This window comes from Micromonospora tarapacensis (assembly GCF_019697375.1).
GTDB lineage: Bacteria > Actinomycetota > Actinomycetes > Mycobacteriales > Micromonosporaceae > Micromonospora > Micromonospora tarapacensis.
The window spans coordinates 1245519-1264146 of record NZ_JAHCDI010000004.1; the positions used below are offsets into that span (position 1 = coordinate 1245519).

Annotated in this window: 16 protein-coding genes and 1 pseudogene; 8 read left to right on the forward strand and 9 right to left on the reverse strand. The window is 68.4% G+C overall.

The window, feature by feature from the left end; all coding sequences use genetic code 11:
* Nucleotides 1-133: 133 nt before the first annotated feature.
* Nucleotides 134-1426: pseudogene (locus tag KIF24_RS32640) on the reverse strand (class I adenylate-forming enzyme family protein); the annotation flags it as partial.
* The gene (locus KIF24_RS11585; protein WP_221084052.1) at nt 1416-2960 is read right to left on the reverse strand and encodes an NAD(P)-binding domain-containing protein; all 1545 of its coding nucleotides are present in this window, start codon (nt 2958-2960) and stop codon (nt 1416-1418) included. The gene KIF24_RS11585 and the pseudogene KIF24_RS32640, both read right to left, overlap by 11 nt.
* A gap of 63 nt (nt 2961-3023) precedes the next feature.
* Here KIF24_RS11585 and KIF24_RS11590 point away from each other — a divergent pair, with 63 nt between their 5' ends.
* From KIF24_RS11590 to KIF24_RS11615, 6 genes are all read left to right on the forward strand, one after another.
* Nucleotides 3024-4541 (forward strand): aromatic amino acid ammonia-lyase, encoded by a 1518-nt coding sequence (locus tag KIF24_RS11590; RefSeq protein ID WP_221084053.1) that lies wholly within the window; start codon nt 3024-3026, stop codon nt 4539-4541.
* Nucleotides 4531-6093 (forward strand): NAD(P)-binding domain-containing protein, encoded by a 1563-nt coding sequence (locus KIF24_RS11595; RefSeq protein ID WP_221084054.1) that lies wholly within the window; start codon nt 4531-4533, stop codon nt 6091-6093. Before KIF24_RS11590 ends, KIF24_RS11595 begins: the two co-directional genes overlap by 11 nt.
* 1 nt (nt 6094) lies before the next feature.
* The gene (locus KIF24_RS11600; RefSeq protein WP_230415488.1) at nt 6095-7156 is read left to right on the forward strand and encodes an alpha-hydroxy acid oxidase; all 1062 of its coding nucleotides are present in this window, start codon (nt 6095-6097) and stop codon (nt 7154-7156) included.
* On the forward strand, nt 7153-8490 hold the full coding sequence (locus KIF24_RS11605) for a cytochrome P450 (RefSeq protein ID WP_221084055.1): 1338 nt from the start codon (nt 7153-7155) through the stop codon (nt 8488-8490). The genes KIF24_RS11600 and KIF24_RS11605 overlap by 4 nt, the downstream gene beginning before the upstream one ends.
* Before the next feature lie 102 nt (nt 8491-8592).
* A complete protein-coding gene (locus KIF24_RS11610) occupies nt 8593-9264 on the forward strand; it encodes a response regulator transcription factor (RefSeq protein WP_331461089.1) in 672 nt (223 codons plus the stop codon).
* On the forward strand, nt 9264-10541 hold the full coding sequence (locus tag KIF24_RS11615) for a sensor histidine kinase (protein ID WP_221084056.1): 1278 nt from the start codon (nt 9264-9266) through the stop codon (nt 10539-10541). The genes KIF24_RS11610 and KIF24_RS11615 overlap by 1 nt, the downstream gene beginning before the upstream one ends.
* Here the strand turns inward: KIF24_RS11615 and KIF24_RS11620 are convergent.
* The 7 genes from KIF24_RS11620 to KIF24_RS11650 all read right to left on the reverse strand — a co-directional run bounded on the left by KIF24_RS11620 (nt 10538) and on the right by KIF24_RS11650 (nt 15909).
* Entirely contained in the window at nt 10538-11041 is a 504-nt protein-coding gene (locus KIF24_RS11620; protein WP_230415490.1) for a transposase family protein, read from the reverse strand. The genes KIF24_RS11615 and KIF24_RS11620 overlap by 4 nt on opposite strands.
* Before the next feature lie 262 nt (nt 11042-11303).
* Entirely contained in the window at nt 11304-11753 is a 450-nt protein-coding gene (locus KIF24_RS11625) for an NUDIX hydrolase (RefSeq protein WP_221084057.1), read from the reverse strand.
* Between the two features lie 5 nt (nt 11754-11758).
* On the reverse strand, nt 11759-13012 hold the full coding sequence (locus tag KIF24_RS11630; protein WP_221084058.1) for a DegT/DnrJ/EryC1/StrS family aminotransferase: 1254 nt from the start codon (nt 13010-13012) through the stop codon (nt 11759-11761).
* Nucleotides 13009-14073 (reverse strand): Gfo/Idh/MocA family protein, encoded by a 1065-nt coding sequence (locus KIF24_RS11635; protein ID WP_230415491.1) that lies wholly within the window; start codon nt 14071-14073, stop codon nt 13009-13011. Before KIF24_RS11635 ends, KIF24_RS11630 begins: the two co-directional genes overlap by 4 nt.
* A 1-nt stretch (nt 14074) precedes the next feature.
* Complete coding sequence (locus KIF24_RS11640) at nt 14075-14767, reverse strand: dTMP kinase (protein WP_221084059.1); 693 nt, start codon at nt 14765-14767, stop codon at nt 14075-14077.
* Nucleotides 14768-14836: 69 nt separating this feature from the next.
* On the reverse strand, nt 14837-15412 hold the full coding sequence (locus KIF24_RS11645; protein ID WP_230415493.1) for an ATP-binding protein: 576 nt from the start codon (nt 15410-15412) through the stop codon (nt 14837-14839).
* Nucleotides 15409-15909 (reverse strand): recombinase family protein, encoded by a 501-nt coding sequence (locus KIF24_RS11650; protein ID WP_221084060.1) that lies wholly within the window; start codon nt 15907-15909, stop codon nt 15409-15411. Before KIF24_RS11650 ends, KIF24_RS11645 begins: the two co-directional genes overlap by 4 nt.
* A gap of 164 nt (nt 15910-16073) precedes the next feature.
* On the opposite strand from KIF24_RS11650, the gene KIF24_RS11655 reads away from it, so the two are divergent.
* Together KIF24_RS11655 and KIF24_RS11660 are read left to right on the forward strand one after the other, a co-directional pair.
* Nucleotides 16074-17240: a helix-turn-helix domain-containing protein gene (locus tag KIF24_RS11655; RefSeq protein WP_221084061.1), complete on the forward strand. Its 1167-nt coding sequence runs from the start codon at nt 16074-16076 to the stop codon at nt 17238-17240.
* An 18-nt stretch (nt 17241-17258) separates the two neighbouring features.
* The gene (locus KIF24_RS11660) at nt 17259-17981 is read left to right on the forward strand and encodes a 5-formyltetrahydrofolate cyclo-ligase (protein ID WP_221087307.1); all 723 of its coding nucleotides are present in this window, start codon (nt 17259-17261) and stop codon (nt 17979-17981) included.
* The last annotated feature ends 647 nt before the right edge of the window (nt 17982-18628 follow it).

Genomic DNA, 18628 nt, shown 5'->3' on the forward strand with positions numbered 1-18628 from the left:
GGTCAGACCGGCAGGGCACGCTTGTCCGGCTTGCCGCTCGGCCCCACCGGAACCCGGTCGATCGACCGGACCGTCCGGGGGCTGCGGCCTCTCCCAGCGCCTGCGCCACCAGCGCACGCAGCCGTCCCGCATCGGGCGAGTGACCGGCGGTGGGCACCACGTACGCGTGTACCGCCTCGCCGGTGGCGTCATCGGGCCGGCCGACGACGTAGGCCTCGGCGACCGCGGGGTCGGTCGCGAGAACTCGTTCGATCGGGCCGGCGTACACCAGGTTGGCGTTGACGATGATGACGTCCCGCAGCCGACCGAGCAGGTGCAGGTGGCCGTCGGTGTCCAACCGGGCCAGGTCGCGGGTGCGCACCCAGCCGTCGACGAAGACCTCGGCGGTCTCGGCCGGGTCCGCCCAGTAGGCGGCGGCCTGCGCCGGTGTCCGCACGAAGAGTTCGCCTTCGGTGGCGGCGCGGCCATCCGCGTCGCGGATGGACACGTCGACGAACGCGGGCGGCCGGCCGACCGAGGCGAGCGCGGCCGGTGACGCCAGCATCTCGGCCGGGCCCACCATCGCGATCATGCCGGCCTCGGTCTGGCCGTAGCCGTGGAAGATCACCGGACCGAGCACGTCGAGCGCCTCGGTGAGCCGGCCCGGGGTGAGCGGGGAACCGGACACCACCAGAGCCCGCAGACTGCTCAGGTCGGTCGGGTCGGTGCGCTGGTCGTGGACGAGTTGGTGCAGCTTGCCAACGGTGATCACACTCGCGGTCGCTCGATGCTGGGCGATCATGCCGCGCAGGCTGGTGGGCCGGGCGGCGACCAGGGTGCCACCCGCGGCCAGCGTCAGGATGCCGTACTCCAGCATCACCTGGCTGCTCAGCGAGCCGAAGACGAGATAGCGCCGCAGTCGGGTGGCGAGGTCGACGATCACCGGGGGCCAACGGCTCGGATGGGGCGCCCAGGCCGCACCCATCGACGCGTACGTCTGGGCGCAGCCCTTGGGGTTGCCGGTGCTGCCGCTGGTCCAGGTGATCCGGGCGACGTCGCTCGGGCGCCCGGCGGCGACCAGGGTGGTTCCGTCGTCGGGTGTGTCGACCAGGTCGGCGACGCGGGCGTCGTCGACCAGCAGCGCGTTGTCGCTGCCGAGTAGGTGGGCGAGTTGTGCCGGAGCCAGGTCGGGGCGGATCCCGGAGACCCGGGCACCGACGGCGAACGCGGCGACGGTCGCCGCGAAGGCCTCCGGGGTGATGCCGAGCCGCAACGCCACCCCGACGCCCGGTCCGGCTCCGGCGGCGCGCAGCCCGGCCGCGATGCGGCGGACCAGCCCGGACATCTCGGAAGCGGTGACCACCCGGTCGCCGTCCTCGAAGACCGGCCGGTCGCCGCCGGTGGCGAGCAGGTCCAGCACGGCCTGCGGCCACACCTCAGGCGGCATCGGACAGGACTCCCTTGATGAACAGCGCGAGTGGCTGGTGGTGCACGGCGGGGAGGTTCCAGTCGTTCTCCAGGTTCTCCGCCAGGTGGTGCACGGCGACGACCCGGCCACCCCGGTGGACCCGCACGACCGGGTGCAGGTAGCTGGCATCGGGTGCCCGCTCGACGTCGTTCTCGGCGATCCGGACGACCGTCACGTCGAAGGGATCGACCTGGTCGTGGTCCGGTCCGTACTCCAGCGTGATCACGAAGGCGAACGGCTCGGGACCCAGGCCGCCGTCGTTCAGGTAGTCGATCGGCACCTCCTCGAAGTAGCGAGCGGTGTCGCCGGCGATGGTGACGACGTCGCCGAGGACGGCGAACTGTTGCCACAGTGCGGAGGTCCGGTTGATCCGGGCGATGATCGCGTCGGTGATCGCCTCCGGGGTGCCGTCGAGCGCGGTGCTGGGCCACGGGCGGTCGTGGTGGCGGAGGTTGAGGATCCGGTGCAGGGCGCGCACGCCGTACCGGAAGCCGTGGATGAACCCGCTGGTCGAGCGCTTGAAGTCGCGCTGCTGGGTGAGCGTGCCGGCGAAGTACAGGCCGGGGACGTTCACCGACTCGTACGCCGAGGTCTGCTCGGGGAAGCGGTCGTTGATGACCAGTCTCGGCCGGGCTGACGGGTCGAAGACGCTCGCGTCGAACCGGAAGCCGGTGCAGAGGATGATCCGGTCGTAGTCGAGCTGCCGGATCGACTCGACGGTCCGGGCATACCGGAAGTCGACCCGGTAGCCGCCGCCGTCCCGGTGGGCGATCCGTTCGACGGTGCCGTCGAGCACCGCGTTCTGCGACTTGAGCTGGTAGGTGTCGAGGAAGTTGTTGTTCACCGCGCGCAGGTGCCCGACGTAGTGCGACTGCCATGCCAGCTTGACCGAGCGCGGGCCGGCGACGTGGATCACCGCGGCGGTCTCGATGAGCGCGTCGGCGGTCTCGAAGGCCGAGTTGCCCTTGCCGATGATGAGCACGCGTTGGTTGGTGAAGTCGTTTGGGTCCACGCTGACGGTGTCGTACCGCTCGGCGAGCGCAGCGCCCTCGATCGGTGGGACGTACAACTCGGAGAGGCCGGTGGCGACGACGACGCGGCGGGCGGTGATGGTGCCGCCGTCGGTGGAGACGGTGAACAGTTCGCCGTCCCGCGCTACCCGGGTGGCCCTGGTGTCGTATTTGATCCGCAGGCCACGGGCGAAGTCGGCGAGGTACCGCACCAGGTCGGCCGCGTCCGGGAAGTAGCGCTGACTGTAGTTCTTGAACAGCAGTGCCGGGTCGTCGGTGAGCAGGGAGTTCCAGTCCCCGCGCAGGTTGAACTCCGGATCGTCGGAACCGGTCCAGATCTTGTTGATCGAGATCAGTTGCCGGTGCCGCGGATAGGTGCTGAAGAACGTGCCCGGCGCCGGCCCCGCCTCCAGGGCCAGATAGTCGCGGCCGTCGCGCTCCAGCAGGGCGGCGAGTTGGAGCCCGGCCGGCCCGGCTCCGATGATCAGGTAGTCGAGCGTCATGCGGCGCAACGTAGCGGCCCGATCTCAGAGTGTTCTGAGAATTCGTCTCTAGGGTGCCGTCGCATGACGACAGAGGTAGACCTCGCGGCACCGCTGCGGATCGCCGACCTGAGCGCCGCCCGGGACCCGGTCAAGGTCGTGGTCGGGACGGAGGTCCGCGATCGGGTCACGACCGCCCGCATCTTCCTGTCCGAGGTGCTCGGCGACGACCGTGCGGTGTACGGCAGCACCACCGGCTTCGGTGCCCTGGTGGGGTACGCGGGTCGTGCCGACCTGCGCGACCAGGCCGACAACACGCTCGCGCACCTCGGTGCGGGCCACGGCCCGGACCTCGCTCCGGAGGTCGTCCGCGCCACCATGCTGATCCGGGCCTGGTCCCTGGCCCGCGGTGCGTCAGGAGTGTCCCCGCACGTCATCGACGCTCTCGCGGCGATGCTCGCGACCACGTTCGTGCCGGCGGTGCCACGGCTGGGTTCGGTCGGGGCCAGCGGCGACCTGATCCCGCTGGGCGCGGCGGCCCAGGCGTTACGGGGCCGCGGGCACGCCTATCTGGACGGGGTACGTCTGCCCGCGGCCGAGGCGCTGCGACGGGCTGGTCTCGAACCGCTGCCGCTGGACGGTCGGGACGCCCTCGCGCTGGTCAATGGCACGTCACTGACCACTGCGGCGACCGCGCTCGCGCTGAACGCGGTACGCGCGTCGCACCGGGCGGTCCAGGTGCTCACCTGCCTGCTCGCCGACCTGCTCGGCAGTGACCCGCAGTTCCTCGACGCCCGGCTGCTGCGCGCGTACGGCCATCCGGGTGCGATCGACGTGGCCGCGCAGATGCGACGGATCAGCGTCGGGCTCGTTCCGTCCGGCAGTCGCCCGTTGCAGGAGCCGTACAGCATCCGGTGCGCACCGCAACTGCTCGGCGCGGCAGAGGACGCGCTGCGCTACGTCGACGCCGTCGTCCGCGCCGACCTGGGCAGCGTCAGCGACAACCCGTTGTTCTTTCCCGACGAGGATCTCGTCGTGCACGGCGGCAACTTCTTCGGCCAGCCCGCCGCGTTCGCCGCCGACCTGCTGTCGATGGTCGTGGCGCAGGTCGGCAACCTCGCCGAACGCCAGCTCGACCTGCTCGTCGACCCGAACCGTAACGGCGGCCTGCCGCCGATGCTGGCCGCCGGCCCGGGACAGCAGCACGGGTTGCAGGGCGTGCAACTGGCGTCGACCGCGCTGATCACCGAGATCCGCCGGGACGCGATGCCCGCGAGCATGCAGAGCCTGCCGACCAACCTGCACAACCAGGATGTCATCCCGCTCGGCACCCAGGCCGCCCTGCGGGCGCTGGACCAGGCCCGGCTGCTGCACCTCATCGTCGGGTCACTCGCGGTGGGGCTGCGCCAGGCCGCGTACGTCGGCGCGCGTACGCCGACCGCGGCCGGATGCGCCGAGGTGCTGGCGGCGCTTGCCGCGGCCGTACCTCCGGTCGACCCGGACCGGCCGTTGGAGAGCGACGTACGGCGCGCCGCCGACGTCGTCGAAAGGCTTGAGACCTCGCTGACTCCTCTTTCCCAAGGTGGCCACCGTGACGCTTGATTACCTGATCATCGGGGCCGGGCCGGCCGGCCTGCAACTGGCCGCCCTGTTGGAGGCCGACGGTAAACGCGACTATCTGGTGTTGGAGGCCGCCCGGATTCCGGGGGCGTTCTTCGCCACCTTTCCCCGACACCGGCAACTGATCTCGATCAACAAGCCGCGCACCGGTTCCGACGACCCGGAGACGAACCTGCGGCTGGACTGGAACTCGTTGCTCAGCGACGACCCGGCGCTACGGTTCACCACCTACACCGAGCGGTATTTTCCGGACGCCGACGTGATGGTCCGCTACCTGGCGGACTTTGCCGCGAAGACCGGGGTGAAGGTTCGGTACGACTCCCGGGTGACATCGGTCGGCAAGGTGGACGGGATCTTCGAGGTCCGCGCCGGTGAGACCTTCCGGGCCCGGCGGCTGATCGTGGCCACGGGCGTGTCGCGGTCGTACGCGCCGGAGATCCCGGGCTTCGAGCTTGCGGAACAGTACGCGGACATGTCCGTCGACCCGCGCGACTACCTCGACCAGAAGGTGTTGATCATCGGCAAGGGCAACTCCGCGTTCGAGACCGCGGAGAATCTGATGGAGACCACCACGCTGATTCACCTCGCCGGGCCGAGTTCGGTCCGGATGGCCTGGCGCACCCACTACGTCGGGCACCTCCGTGCGGTGAACAACAACTTCCTGGACACGTACCAGTTGAAGTCGGCGAACGCGATCCTGGACGGCAACATCAGGCGCATCGAGCGCGACGGCGCCGGCTTCAAGGTGACATTCTCGTTCTCCCGGGTGGACGAGGTCAGCAAGGAGCTGTGGTACGACCGGGTGATCGCCTGCACCGGGTTCGCCTTCGACCCGTCGATCTTCGATGACGCCTGCCGTCCGGCACTCGCGATCAAGGACCGCTTCCCGGCCCAGACCCCGGCGTGGGAATCGGTGAACGTGCCCGGCCTGTACTTCGCCGGCACGCTTTCCCAGGAGCGGGACTTCAAGCGCTCGACCAGCGGCTTCATCCACGGCTTCCGCTACGCGGTGCGTGCGCTTCACAAGATCCTTGAGCGACGGTACGGGCAGACACCGTGGCCGGCGCAGAAGCTGGACGCCACCCCCGAGGCGATCGCCGACGCCATCGTCGCCCGGGTCAACCGCACCTCCGCCCTGTGGCAGCAGTTCGGCGTCCTCGCCGACGTGGTGACGGTGGCCGGGCCGGACGCGCGATACCACGACGAGGTGCCGGTCGAGTACTTCGCTCAGGCCGGTCTGCGCACCGCCGACCACGACTACGCGCACGCCTTCGTCGTCACCCTCGAATACGGCCCTGGGCACGACCAGGTGGACCCGTTCGACATCACGGTCGGCCGGGTGGCGCAGGACGTCGTCGGTCAGGCCCACGAGGCCGCCTACCTGCATCCGGTCGTTCGTCACCACCGTGCGGGCCAGGTGGTGGCCACCCACCACCTGGCGGAGAACCTGGAGAACCGGTGGGATCGGCCGGACGTCCATGTGGCGCCGCTGGCCGCGTTTCTCGGCCGCTGCCTGACCCGCGTCGAGGCTTGAGATGTTCGCGCTGGACGAGGTGAGGCTGAACCTGGCCGACGTGGCCGCCGGCGCGCGGCGCCGCCTGGACCCGGTGCACTGGGACTTCTTCGCGGGCGGGGCCGGCGAGGAACGGACGGTCCGCGCCAACGAGGAAGCCTTCACGAGGCGCTGGGTCGTGCCCCGGATCCTGCGGGCGGTGGGCGAACGCGACCTGCGGATCTCGCTTCTCGGCAGCCCGGTGTCGATGCCGGTGCTGATCGCGCCGACCGCGTTCCACCGGCTGGCCCACCCCGAGGGTGAGGTGGCCACCGCGCGGGCCGCCGCCGGGGCCGGCACGATCATGGTGATCAGTATGGCGGCCACCCGGTCGGTCGAGGAGATCACCGCGGGCGGCGGCGTTCACTGGTTCCAGCTCTATCCGCAGTCGGACCTCGGATTCACCTCGTCGCTGGTCCGGCGGGCGGAGGCGGCTGGCTGCCGGGCCCTGGTCGTCACGGTCGACTCGCCGGTGTTCGGTCGGCGCGAACGCGACCTGCGGCACGGCTTCGTCGACCTGCCACCCGGACTGGTCTGCGAGAACATGCGCGACGCGAGCGGCCAGCTCCGGGACATCGAGATGGACGCCGGGTTGGACTGGCGGCGGATCTCCTGGTTGCGTGGGCTCACGACACTGCCGATCCTGCTCAAGGGGGTGCTGCACCCGGCCGACGCCCGGCTGGCCGTCGAGCACGGCGTCGACGGTGTGCTGGTGTCCAACCACGGCGGTCGGCAACTCGATCAGGTGATCGCCACCCTGGACGCGTTGCCCGCAATCGTCGAGGCGGTCGGGGGGCGGTTGCCGGTGCTGGTCGACGGCGGCATCCGCCGCGGCACGGACGTACTGGTGGCGCTGGCGCTGGGCGCGACCGCCGTACTGGTCGGCCGCCCGGTGCTCTGGGGGCTCGCGGCGGGCGGCGCCGCCGGGGTACGGCACGTGCTCGACCTGTTACGTGCCGACCTCGATCGGGCGCTGGCGCTGGCCGGCGCCACGAGACCGGGCGATCTCAGTGCTGACCTCGTCGCCACGGTGGCACGCGCATGACAGCTCCGGTCGTCGTTGTCGTGCTGCTCGTGCTCGGTGCGGGCTGGACCCTTCCACGTTGGCTGCCCCCGGGGGTGGTCCGGCTGCGGGAGTGGGTCTTCGCCAGGGTCAACGGCGTCGAAGGCATCCCGGTGCCGGGTCCGACCGTCGGCGTCGAGCACTTCGAGTGGGTGTACTCGCATCCGGCGGCCGACGGACGCAGCCGGGGGGCCGCGCTGTCGGACCTGTTCTGGTACTGGCTGGCGCCGGGACCGCAGATGCACCAGGAGCACCTGGAGCCCGGCGAGCGCTACCGGACGGTGGCCGCGACGACCAGGCGGGTGCTGGCGGTGCCGCACCAGCGCTCGGACGAACTCGCCGCCGCGGTCACGCGGCGGGTGTTGGACGAGTTGCCGGCCGGTCGGAGCCACGTACGGCTGCGTGACCTGATGATGCCGGTGTGGGCCGAGGTCTACTACGAGTTGGTCTTCGACCAACCGTGTCCCGCGGACGCGCGGGCGATGATCGTCGCCAACGCCGACGACGTGGTCACCTCGCTGAAGTGCACCGGCCTGCGGCACATGGCACGGCGCGACAGGTTGACCCGATACCTGCGCGACCGGATCGAGGCGGGAACCTGCCCGGTGACGCTGCCGCCACCGTTCAGCGTCCAGGAGACAGCCTGGTACCTGCAGGGCGCCTTCTTCAACACCGCGGTCGTGCAGATGTCCGAGGCGATGGCGCACGTGCTGCTGGCCCTCGCCACGCATCCCGAGTTGCAGCGCGGCCTCGACGACGACGACGCGCTGGACCGGGTGATCGACGAGACGCTACGGGTGCATCCGCTGTTCGGTGTCGCGCACCGGATCACGTCCGCGCCGATCGTGTTGCCCACGGGTGTGTCGCTGCCCGCCGGGTCGGTGCTGCTCTTCAACTACCTGGCGTTCCAGCGCAGCGGATCCGCCGCCGACGACCGGTTCGCCCCGGACCGGTGGCTGACCCTGCGGCGCAGGGACGCGCACTTCATCCCGTTCGGAGTCACCGCGAACCGGGCCTGTCCGGCCCGTGGTGTCGCGCCGGTGATGATGCGCGCGGTGACCCGTGAGGTGCTGCGCCGGTACGCCCTGGCCTCCTCGGTCTCGCACACCCGGTCGCTGCCCAGCCGAGGTCCGGCGTACCTCACGCCGGTCGGGGGCATCGGCCCGGGGCGGCTCCGGCTGGGCCTGATGCGGCTGCGGGACCGCTGGGCCGGCCTGGGCCGCAGTCTCCAGCAACTGGTGCTCGGCACCTGGATGGTTGTCGACGCCCGGCGACAGCGGTTGTGCGCCAACTACTTCGAGGAGGCTGTCCGGTGACCGCGGTTCGGGCCGGACCCGCGTCCGGCGCGCCGCGGTCGTGATAGTTGAGGAGACAACCATCACTTTCTCATTGGTCTCGACCTATGCGATCGTGAACACGTGCACAGCGGACGATCGAACCGGCTGCTGTTGGTCGAGGACGACGCAGGCCTGACGGAGCTGCTCACCGAGACGCTCGTCGACGAGGGCTACGTCGTTGATCGCGCTGCCGACGGCCAGCGTGGTCTGCATCTCGGGCTGACCCGCAGCTATGACGTGATGGTCATCGACCGGCTGTTGCCGGTGCTCGACGGACTCGACCTGGTCGCCCGGTTGCGATCACGGGCGGTCCCGGCCCGGGCGCTGATGCTCACCGCGCTCGGCACGGTCAACGACCGGATAGCCGGGCTGGACGCGGGCGCCGACGACTACCTGATCAAACCCTTCGACCTCGACGAACTGAGCGCCCGGATCCGGGCGCTGTGTCGGCGCACGGCCGAGTCCACCGACGTGCTACGCCTCGGCGCCGGGCTGCTCGACCTGGCGTCGCGTGACGCTGTGCTGGCCGACGGTACCCGGATAGCGCTGTCCGCCCGCGAGTTCGAGTTGCTGCGGGTGCTGGCGGCCCGACCGAACATCGTGCATCCTCGGGGTGAGCTGCACCGGCGGGTCTTCCACGAGGCCGCTGCGGCATCGATCGTGGACACCTACGTCTACTACCTTCGGCGCAAGCTCGGCCGCGCGGTGGTCCGCACCGTGCACCGGTTCGGCTACCGGCTCGGTCGGCTCTGATGGATTCGGCGGAGCGGGCGATCGTCCGGCGGGCCCGGCTCCGGATCGGCCTGCTGGTCGGCCTGGTCATCGGCGCACTGTTGATCCTGGCCGGCGGCATCTCGTACACGGCCCTGGTCGGCCGCCAGGAGGCCCAGATACAACGCGAACTCGAATGGGGCACGAGACACGGCACGATCGCCGGTCCGCCCGCCTGCAGTTGGATCTTCCAGTACGACGGCACCACGGTGGACACCGGCACCAGTCCGCCGCCGCCCGGCTTTCCGCTGCGCACCGCGCTGGACACCGTGGCGGCCACCCGGATCACCGAGACCACCACCGTCACCCGCAACGGAACGGTCTACCACGTACGCACCGAGGCCCGCGGCGACAGCGTGATCCAGGCGGTGTTCGACGCGCGCTTCCAGCTGTCCGACCGCCGGCACCTGCTGCTGGCATTCAGCCTCGCGGCGACCGTCGGGCTGCTCGCCGCCGTGTTGACCGGTGTGCTCGTCGGCCGTCGGGCCGTCGCACCACTCGCGGAGGCACTGACCCGTCAGCGCCGCTTCGTCGCGGACGCCAGCCACGAACTGCGAACCCCGATCGCCCAGGTGCACACCCGTGCCCAGTTGATGGCCCGGCGGGCGCGCACCGACGGCACGGCTGCTGACCTGGACGACCTGCAACGACTGATCGGCACCACCCGTCGACTCGGCGAGATCGTGGACGACCTGCTGCTCTCGGCCCAACTCGCCGCGGCTCCCACCGGCCGGCCGCCGCACCCGCCGGTCGATCTCACCGCGCTGATCGGGGCGACGGTCGCCGCCGAGACCGAACGCGCCGCCGAACGTCAGGTCGCGCTCACGCTGGACATGCCCGACGGCCCGACGCTCGTGCCGGGTATCGAGTCGGCACTGTGCCGGGTCGTTGGCGAGTTGCTCGCGAACGCGCTGAACCACACCCCCGCCGGAGGCCGGATCGAGGTGACCCTGCGGGCCGGCGAGGGCCACGCCGAGCTGGTGGTCGCGGACACCGGGGAGGGCTTCGACCAGGCGGACGCGCGGCGCATCTTCGAGCGGTTCCACCGGGGTACGGGTTCCGGCGAGCGCCGCTTCGGACTGGGGCTGGCGCTGCTGCAGGAGGTCGTCACGAGCCACCACGGCACAATCGAGGCCGAGGGCCATCCGGGCCGTGGTGCGATCTTCACCGTGCGCCTTCCCGCGGCCCGGTTGCCGATCACCACAGGTAGGGCCGCCGGAATCAGAGGCCGTCGGTTGAGACAGCTCGGAGCCGGCTAGGGCTTGTCTCCTGGATCTCGTCGAGCCGACTGGTCGCAGGCGGCCAGGACGTGCCAGGCGGCGGTGTCGGTGGCGCGGGAGCCGCGCAGTGTCTTGCCGTCCACGGCAATCGCCTGCCTGCCCACCGGCGGTGTGGCCGTGTTCCGGCTGGCGACCCAGTCGCTGATGGCCGCGGTCAGTAGGTCCGGGTCCAGGGCCTGCAACAACCGGCGGATCATCGCCTCCGACGGGCGCCGGTCCGGGGCGATACCTAACGCGACGACGGTCGCAGCGGGGACGTCAGCGATCCACTCGGCGATCGCGGTGTAGGAGCGGTAGCCGGCCACCACGGCACAGACCGCCGCGGTCACCACCACGGTCAACCGGTGCCGGACACCGCGACGGGCGCGAGGATCCGGCAGATCGGCCAGTGCTGCGGGCAGCCCAGCAGCGGCTTCGTGCACGGTGACAGCCGGCGCGCCGGACAGAGACGAGATCAGCGATGATGGCAGAGCGGGCATGACTCACTTCGGACGATCAATAAGGCGTAGGAACCTCGATGATCAACTGAACCGGTCATGCCCGCCTTGCTACCGCCAGCACGGGCGCATCTACACCAACCACATCAAGCCGGGCATCCCCGCGACTTTGCCCGGGGCCTGCGCTTGGCGTTCGCCTTGCTGTTGCTATTGGTTTGCGAATCGGATGTCACATTATGCGTGAGCAAAAGCGCCCCGTACTCAGGCCGTCAAGTCGGGGCGCTTTGCTTCAGGTGGAGCGGCGCTACGCTACGTGCAGTTCCCGGTACCTACTCAGCACATCCTTTACGGCGTCCGTCACCGGCAGTTCCTCGGTGAGCGGCGTCCACGTGTAGGCGTCGTGCTCCTGAAGTTCGATTGGCTCACGGCTGGCCACATCCACCGCAAAGTTGAACTGACGGCTCTTCTTGCCGCTGCCCGACGTGTAGTCGAAGCTGCCGAGGTAGTCACGAATTGCGGCCACGTCAAGGCCGCTTTCCTCCCTCACCTCGCGGATCAGGGCGGCGTCCAGCGCCTCACCCGCCTCGACCTTGCCGCTGGGAAGCTCGAAAATGCCGCCCATGAAGTCGTCGTCGGGGCGCTGGAGCAGCAGCACCTTGCCGTCATGCTGGACGACCGCGCCGACGACGAGTTGTTGAACGCCGTCACGCTCGGCTTCAGCGTTCAGACTATCGAGAAGGGAAGCGAGTTCCATGTCCCTTATCCTAGCAGGTCGCAGTAATTCTCTATCACCTTGCGGAATGCGTCGATGTAGCGATCGACCAGCGGCATATCCTCCTTACCGTGCCAGACGGGAAGCTTGAGGGTGTTGTGGTGAATCGCCTCCGCGTTCGGAAAATCGCCGGGCGAATAGCTCACCTTGTCGGAATATTCGGGGAATAGCGGTTCTGGTCGCTGGAACAGCGGCAACAGGTTGAGCGGACAGGTCGAGCCGGGCCGGTCGACCTCGCGGCAGCCTTCGGCCTGCAATGCTTTGTAGAAGCGCTCGACCGGGAGGCGATCCAGCTCGTTCGTGGCGTACTGGAGCGGCAGGCCATACCACGAAGCGCGCACACCGAGCGGCAGCTCGGGCGCGATGACGCCCGGCAGCTCAGACAGCCGCTCGGACAGGTAGGCCGCGGTGGTGGCACGCTCTGTCAGGTAGTGGTCCAAGCGGCCGAGCTGGTCAAGCGCGATGGCAGCAGCCAGCGGGTGTATGCGGAACTTGAGGCCCATGCCGGTCACGGCATAGTCGTAGAGGTTGTGGCCGCGCGGCAGCTCGCTCCGGCAGCGCTTGTTGTACTGGCCGTGCAGCAACACCCGGTAGTAGACCTCATCGTCGTCGGTCAGGACGAAGCCGCCCTCACCGGCCGACAGCGGCTTGGGGCCGTTCATGCTGAAGGCCGCCGCCCAGCCGAAGGTGCCGACCCGTTGCCCGTCGATGCTCGCGCCGTGGGCGTGGGAGGCGTCCTCCAACAGCATGAGGTCGTGCTCGTCGGTGATGGCTTTGAGCGCCTGCATCGCGGCCGGCACGCCCCACATGTGACTGACGACGACAGCCTTCGTTCGCTCGGTGATGCGCTGGGCCACGTCCTTGGAGCCGAGGTTGCCGGACTCGTCGCAGTCGGCCAGCACCGGCGTGGCACCCAGGTGCAGCAGCGGCGTCACCGTGGCGAAGAAGGTGTAGGCGGGCACGATGACCTCATCACCGGGGCCGAGCCCGCAGGCCGCGTACATTGAGTGCAGCGCTGCCGTGCCCGAGCTGGTGAGCACCGCGTGCGTGACGCCGTGGTACTCGCACAGTTCTTCCTCCAGGCGTTCGACCACCCCCGACCGGTCGTAGATCGAGATGCTGCGGCGAAGCTGGCTCATGACGGCCGCCTCGCTCTGGTCATCCAACGGGGGCCAGGTGAAATGCGGCGTGGTCTGAGTGACGGTCGGCGGGCCGCCGAGCAGCGCCAGAGGTGAAGTCACAGCATCTCCTTGGGGTTGATGTAGGCGTGCGTCTTCGCGGACTCGTAGCAGGCCGCGATGAAGCTCATGTGTGCCAAGTTCTCTTTCGGGCCGCTGACGTTGGGCCGCAAGCCTTCGATCACGCGGCAGAAGTAGTCGATTTGCGAGGTGGCGGCGGACGGCCAGGACTGCTCGCGCGATAGCGACTCGATGGCCTCCCCGCCGTTGGTCAGCCGTCGGATACGGCCGCGCTCCAGGTGAATGATGCCGCGGCTACCGACCAGGCGGATTTGTTCAGTCTTCGGGCCGATGAAGCGCGACAGCAGCAACGAGCCGTACAGGCCGCTGTCGTAGCCGAAGTGGATAAGCGCGGTGTCCTCGGCGTCGTAGGTCCGATCCGGCCGGGCCTCAACCGACAGGTCCGCCAGGACGCGATCCGGCAGGCCGAAGTACCAGAGGATCATGTCAATCAGGTGGTAGCCCATGTCGATAACGCAGCCACCGCCAGCCTTGGCCGAGATACCACGCCAGCCTTCAGATGGGTCGGTGATGTGCTGCGTGTACTGGGCGTCTACCACGAACGGCGTACCGATTTGGTCGGCAAGCTGAGTGAAGCTGGTATAGATCGGGTTGAAACGCCGTTGCAGCGTCACCATGAGATGGATGCCCGACTCGCCGCACAGCTTGGCAAGCTCTTGCGCTTCGCTCAGCGTGGTTGCAAACGGCTTCTCCTTGAGAACATGCACCCGGTGCTCAGCCGCCGTCTCGATAACCGCCCGGCCGACGTGATGCGGCACGGTGACGATCACCAAGTCGAGCTGTTCGCTCCTGAACATCTCGCGAAAATCGGTATAGCCGTTCACCCGGAGCTGGTACTGATTCTCCCGCACGATCTCGGGGTTTTCATCGCATATGGCAACCAGTTCGGCGCCATCGGATGATTGCAGCCCTGGAATGTGGTCTTCGGGCGCTTGCTTGCCGAGCCCGACCACGCCAGCTCGCAGTTTCACTTGCCGACGCCCTTTCCTGAGACTGTTCAGTGCGACCACGGCCGCTGGTTCAAGTGCGGAAAGCGTCGCCATGTCACCGTTGACCCTTCTCTGGTTGGGCCAGCCGAGTATGGATAGCTTCAATGATTGTCGCCGCCCTCTCTGTGAGTGATCGATTGGAGTTGTCGAGTACAAGAAACCGGCCCGGCTCCTCGGTTATGAGTCGCCGGGCAATGCGTTCACGGACCGCGAACACCGCAAGGTCTTCGGGGCTGACTTCGTTCGCCCGGTCTTCGCGCAAATGCCTCTGACGGGCTCGAATTCGCTCCAGCCGTACCGAGAGCGCCACGTCCGCATACACCGTCAACGCTGGGCGGTGCCGCAGCTCGCTGCACAAGACGCTGAGCCAGGTCAGGGCCCGGCTCTCGTCCCCGACCGCGCCAGCAGCAACGAGGGTGGGCGTCAGGGTGTAGAGGATGGTGTCCAGGTGGCGATCTTTGAGCACGATGCTGCCGTGCTCCAGCGCTGGCCCTATCTCGCGCTCGTCCTGGTAATAGAGGTCGGCCACGACCTCCAGGGCTCGCGTGCGAAAGGTCGCGGCCTCACCTGGCACGGGCCGCAGGAACTTGTCCCGGGCGACGGCCTCAATGAGCTGCTGGCCGTATGGACTGCCCGAGAACTCCTCGACCACGACGGAAGACATGCCCTCGGCCGCGAGCACATCGCGCACGGCTATGAGGAGCGCGGTTTTACCGGCTCCGTCCTGACCCTCGAAGGAAACGAGCATTAGTCCTCCCGCTTTTCGTCGTTGTCAAGCGCGTGCAAGCCTTCGATCACCCGGCGCAGCAACTCAGGGTCACGCATAACTTCGATGGGACGGTACGGCCCCCGTGTAGCGCTTGCGGCGCGGCAGAACGCGCGGAAGCTCAGTGGTGTCGCTTTCGGTTGGCCACGGCGGGAGGCCGGTTTCGCACCACACGAATTTGCCGCCATCCTTCGGGTGGTAGTAGTTCCAACGGCGGCTCATCGTCGCCACGAGGAACAGGCCACGGCCGCCTTCGGCGTCGAGCGTCTGTTCTTTCATAACGGGCGGGTTGGGGTCGGCGTCCCAGACCTCCAGCACTACGCTGCGGTCGAACAGCAGCAGCCGGACATGGACCAGCGCCAGGTGGTTGAGCGTGGTGTAGGCCGGGTGCGGCTCGATAATGCCGGTGGACTTGACCGCGTTGGTGACTAGCTCCGACGTCAGCAGTTCGGCGGTCTCGATCTGTTCGCGCCCGATATTCCAGTTCTGGAGCGCGTACTTGACGAACAGGCGCGCACAGCCCACAGCCGTCAAGAGTGCGGCGAACGTCATCCGATCCGCAGCGCGTATCTGACGGGCTTCTCGTCTGGGCACGGCTGGAGCCATTCTCTCCACGACGGCGGTCATGTTGATGCCTCCGGGCTCGGATACATGACCACAACGCACGCGCCCGTCTTGCGCTCCAGCATCTCTTTAAAGGGCAACTGGATGCCGGGCGAGCGGGCAAAGTGATAGAGCGCCGGGACGATGACATGCCGGGCTTCGCCTCGTTCCAGCGCATCGACAAGCGCTGAAAAACCGGAGGCCTGCGACTCGTAGAAGTCCGAGTAGACCTCGCCGAGGGTGAAGCCTTCCCGTGTCGCATAGGCCGCGATGTCGTCGCGGAATTGCTTAGCCCGTTCCCCGGACGTACCGGATGAGACGCGAAAATAGCCAAGTGCCAGTGGCCGCACATTCGCCTCCACGGGCTTGGAGGGCCAGACCGGCGACGGCGTCGGGGGCAGCATCGCCGGTCCGGCCCAGTTCGTGAGCGGCTTCTCGCGCCGCAAGGTCACGCCGCCCGCGTTAGCGGAAATGGCGAGCGAATCGGATTCCCGGAAAGCGGTTGATCTGGTCTGTTCCATAACCGATTCCTCCGTTGCTGCTCGGCATCTGGGCGTCGTACCCTGCACGTAACCGGGAGTGGTGGTATCCGCACCAGAGCAGGACGCGCGCACCGTTGTCTCAGGGTTGTGGCAGGCGACGCCCTGACCAGCGGGAACGCGCTTCGGACGAGAAGGGCGGGCACATGGCGTCACGGCGGCAGCGCTTCGCGCAGCGCCGCAAGGCGGTCGGCTTCAGCCAGGAAGGGCTTGCCGAACGGCTCGGCATTGACCGTTCCACCGTGGCCCGCTGGGAGTCCGGCGAGACAGAGCCCTTGCCGTGGCTGCGGCCCAAGCTGGCGCGCGTCCTCCAGGTCGCGATCGAGCAACTTGACGAGCTGCTGGCTGAGGCCGGTGAGCCCGAAGCGCTGGCGGATGAGCGGCTGAGTTACGCCTTGGAACATCCGCGCAGCGCGGACCTGGTAGCGGTCGCGCGGCTACGGGAGCGCGTGCACGACCTCGACACCCGGTACGACATGGCACCATCAACCTCGCTGCTGGCCGACGCTGGGCAGTGTCTTGGTCAGGTGTCCTTCCTACGGGCGCACGCGACCACCAGTCGTGTCCGCCGGGAACTGTTCGCAGTCGAAGCTGAGGCGGCCACGCTCATGGGTCAGCTCGTCTGGGACGCCTCGCAGCGCCGCGACCACACCACGGCCCGCGCCTACCTCGACCAGGCGGTTGACGCTGCCCGGCAGCTGCGTGATCCGACTGCGGAGGGGCTGGCGCTGCTGCGGACCAGCTTCGTGGCGCTCTATGGCGAGAAGAACCCGGACGCCGGGCTGACGTTGGCGATGCAGACGGCGGAGACCGTCAAGGGCAGCAGCGATGTTCTGACGGGTCTGGCCGTGCTCCATGCCGCCGAAGCGCGGGCCATGCTCGGGCAGCGGCAGGAGTGCGAACAGTCGCTCGGCGAGGCTGAGGGCTGCTTCGAGCGGATCGGGGCCGCGGACGGGGCGGCTGACCTGTTTTCGCCGACGCAGCATGGACGGCTGGCGGGTTCCTGCTACTTGTTCTTGCAAGACGCCAAGCGGGCCGAGCCGATCCTTGACAGCACCGCACAGGCCATGCGTGACCGGTCAAAGTCGCAGGCCATTGTGCTCGGCAACTTGGCGCTGGCCCGCATCCGTCAGCAGAAGCTCGACGAAGCCGCCGCCACGCTGCACAGTGCCATAGACGTGGTAGAGATGACTTGGGGTGGCGGCGGGCTCAACATCGTCTTCGGGGCTGGCCGGGAACTACGGCCCTGGCGAGAGGTCCCGGTTGTCCAGGACGTGTACGACCGCCTGCTCACCCTGATGGCAGCGGCATAGGGAGCGAAGTTGACCAGCGTGGACACTGACCAGGCCAAGCAGACGATCAGGGAACGAGTGTGGGCGCTCCTGGAGCAGGAGCGTGCTGTATCGCTGGGTGTCCACGGCCGCATCCCGGCGTTCTTCGGGGCTGAGGCCGCCGCTGACCGCCTGGCCGAGCTGCCTGTCTGGCGGTCGGCCCGAGTCGTGAAGGCCGTACCGGACAAGGCGCAGCTCCCCGTCCGGGCGCGGGCACTTACTGAGGGCAAGCTCGTCTATATGGCCGTGCCCAAACTGGCCGAAGCCCTGCCGTTCTACCTGCTCGACCCGGTGACGCTGACCGTACCGCCGAGCGAGGCCGCGTCGAGCAAGGTCGCCGCAACAGTCGCGCGGAAGATCGGCGTGGACGAGATGCGTCCCGTAGACCTCATCGTGTGCGGCAGCGTGGCCGTCAACCGGCACGGGGTGCGTCTGGGCAAGGGCGCGGGCTACTCGGACATCGAGGTAGCGCTGTTGCAGGAGGCTGGGCTGATCGGGCCGAGCACGACGATCGTGACCACCGTGCATTCGTTGCAGGTGGTAGACGACGAGCTGCCCGAGACCAAGCACGATTTCAGCGTCGATCTGATCGTGACGCCGGACGAGGTTGTCCAGTGTGGGCCGTCGCGTCGCCCGCAACGGCTGTACTGGGACAGTTTGAGCCAGGAGAAGATCGAAGCGATTCCGGTGTTGGCTGCACTAGCGAAGAATCGCAGCGCGTGAGAGGGCTATTCGAGCTTCGTCAATTTTCAATCAGTAGGAGAGTTATATAATTTCCGTCGGCCACTACGTCCACGCATCGACGTCGGCGGCGGCTTGGCCAGCCCATCCGACGACGGCGGCATGCTGGAGTCGGCCCGACAACGACAGCGGCAAGTTCGTCGTAGGAAGGACGCTCACCGGCCCGGACAGGCACCACACCAAGACCATCCCGTAGTGGACGTCACGTCCCGAACCCGGAGGCTCACACCGAACTCAAGCGACCTGAACAGTTACGACTAGCCATCATCAAGTAACTGACGGCGAACACGTAGTCGTCTTCACGACAGCGCCGCTCACGGCTTGGGACTTCGACAGCGTGGGCGAGGCCTTCATCCTGACATGTCCCGGATGATCCGATCGGCGCCGTCATCGCTCGGATAGTGGAGGATTCCGGGCAATGCGTGGGGCTATCCCGAGTGGCACGACGCGGAAATCGTGCCGCCCGGCGGATCGGCTTGGGCGGGCATCAGGTGGGAGACGTGTGACAAGGGCGCCGCGGACTGCGGCGCGGGCAACTCGGTTCCCTGCAACCCGATCGCCGGGACGTCGTGGCCGGGTAGCCCGTCCCGGCCGGATGACCGCGGGAGCTTCTTCGGACTGCTCGGGTG

Excerpts from the sequence above, each read along its gene's own strand:
- KIF24_RS11625 (WP_221084057.1), bottom strand. The coding sequence starts at position 11,753 with ATGGAACTCGCTTCCCTTCTCGATAGTCTGAACGCTGAAGCCGAGCGT.
- KIF24_RS11650 (WP_221084060.1), bottom strand. The coding sequence starts at position 15,909 with ATGGAACAGACCAGATCAACCGCTTTCCGGGAATCCGATTCGCTCGCC.
- KIF24_RS11635 (WP_230415491.1), bottom strand. The coding sequence starts at position 14,073 with ATGGCGACGCTTTCCGCACTTGAACCAGCGGCCGTGGTCGCACTGAAC.
- KIF24_RS11655 (WP_221084061.1), top strand. The coding sequence starts at position 16,074 with ATGGCGTCACGGCGGCAGCGCTTCGCGCAGCGCCGCAAGGCGGTCGGC.
- KIF24_RS11615 (WP_221084056.1), top strand. The coding sequence starts at position 9,264 with ATGGATTCGGCGGAGCGGGCGATCGTCCGGCGGGCCCGGCTCCGGATC.
- KIF24_RS11590 (WP_221084053.1), top strand. The coding sequence starts at position 3,024 with ATGACGACAGAGGTAGACCTCGCGGCACCGCTGCGGATCGCCGACCTG.
- KIF24_RS11600 (WP_230415488.1), top strand. The coding sequence starts at position 6,095 with ATGTTCGCGCTGGACGAGGTGAGGCTGAACCTGGCCGACGTGGCCGCC.
- KIF24_RS11640 (WP_221084059.1), bottom strand. The coding sequence starts at position 14,767 with ATGCTCGTTTCCTTCGAGGGTCAGGACGGAGCCGGTAAAACCGCGCTC.
- KIF24_RS11585 (WP_221084052.1), bottom strand. The coding sequence starts at position 2,960 with ATGACGCTCGACTACCTGATCATCGGAGCCGGGCCGGCCGGGCTCCAA.
- KIF24_RS11620 (WP_230415490.1), bottom strand. The coding sequence starts at position 11,041 with ATGCCCGCTCTGCCATCATCGCTGATCTCGTCTCTGTCCGGCGCGCCG.
- KIF24_RS11605 (WP_221084055.1), top strand. The coding sequence starts at position 7,153 with ATGACAGCTCCGGTCGTCGTTGTCGTGCTGCTCGTGCTCGGTGCGGGC.
- KIF24_RS11645 (WP_230415493.1), bottom strand. The coding sequence starts at position 15,412 with ATGACCGCCGTCGTGGAGAGAATGGCTCCAGCCGTGCCCAGACGAGAA.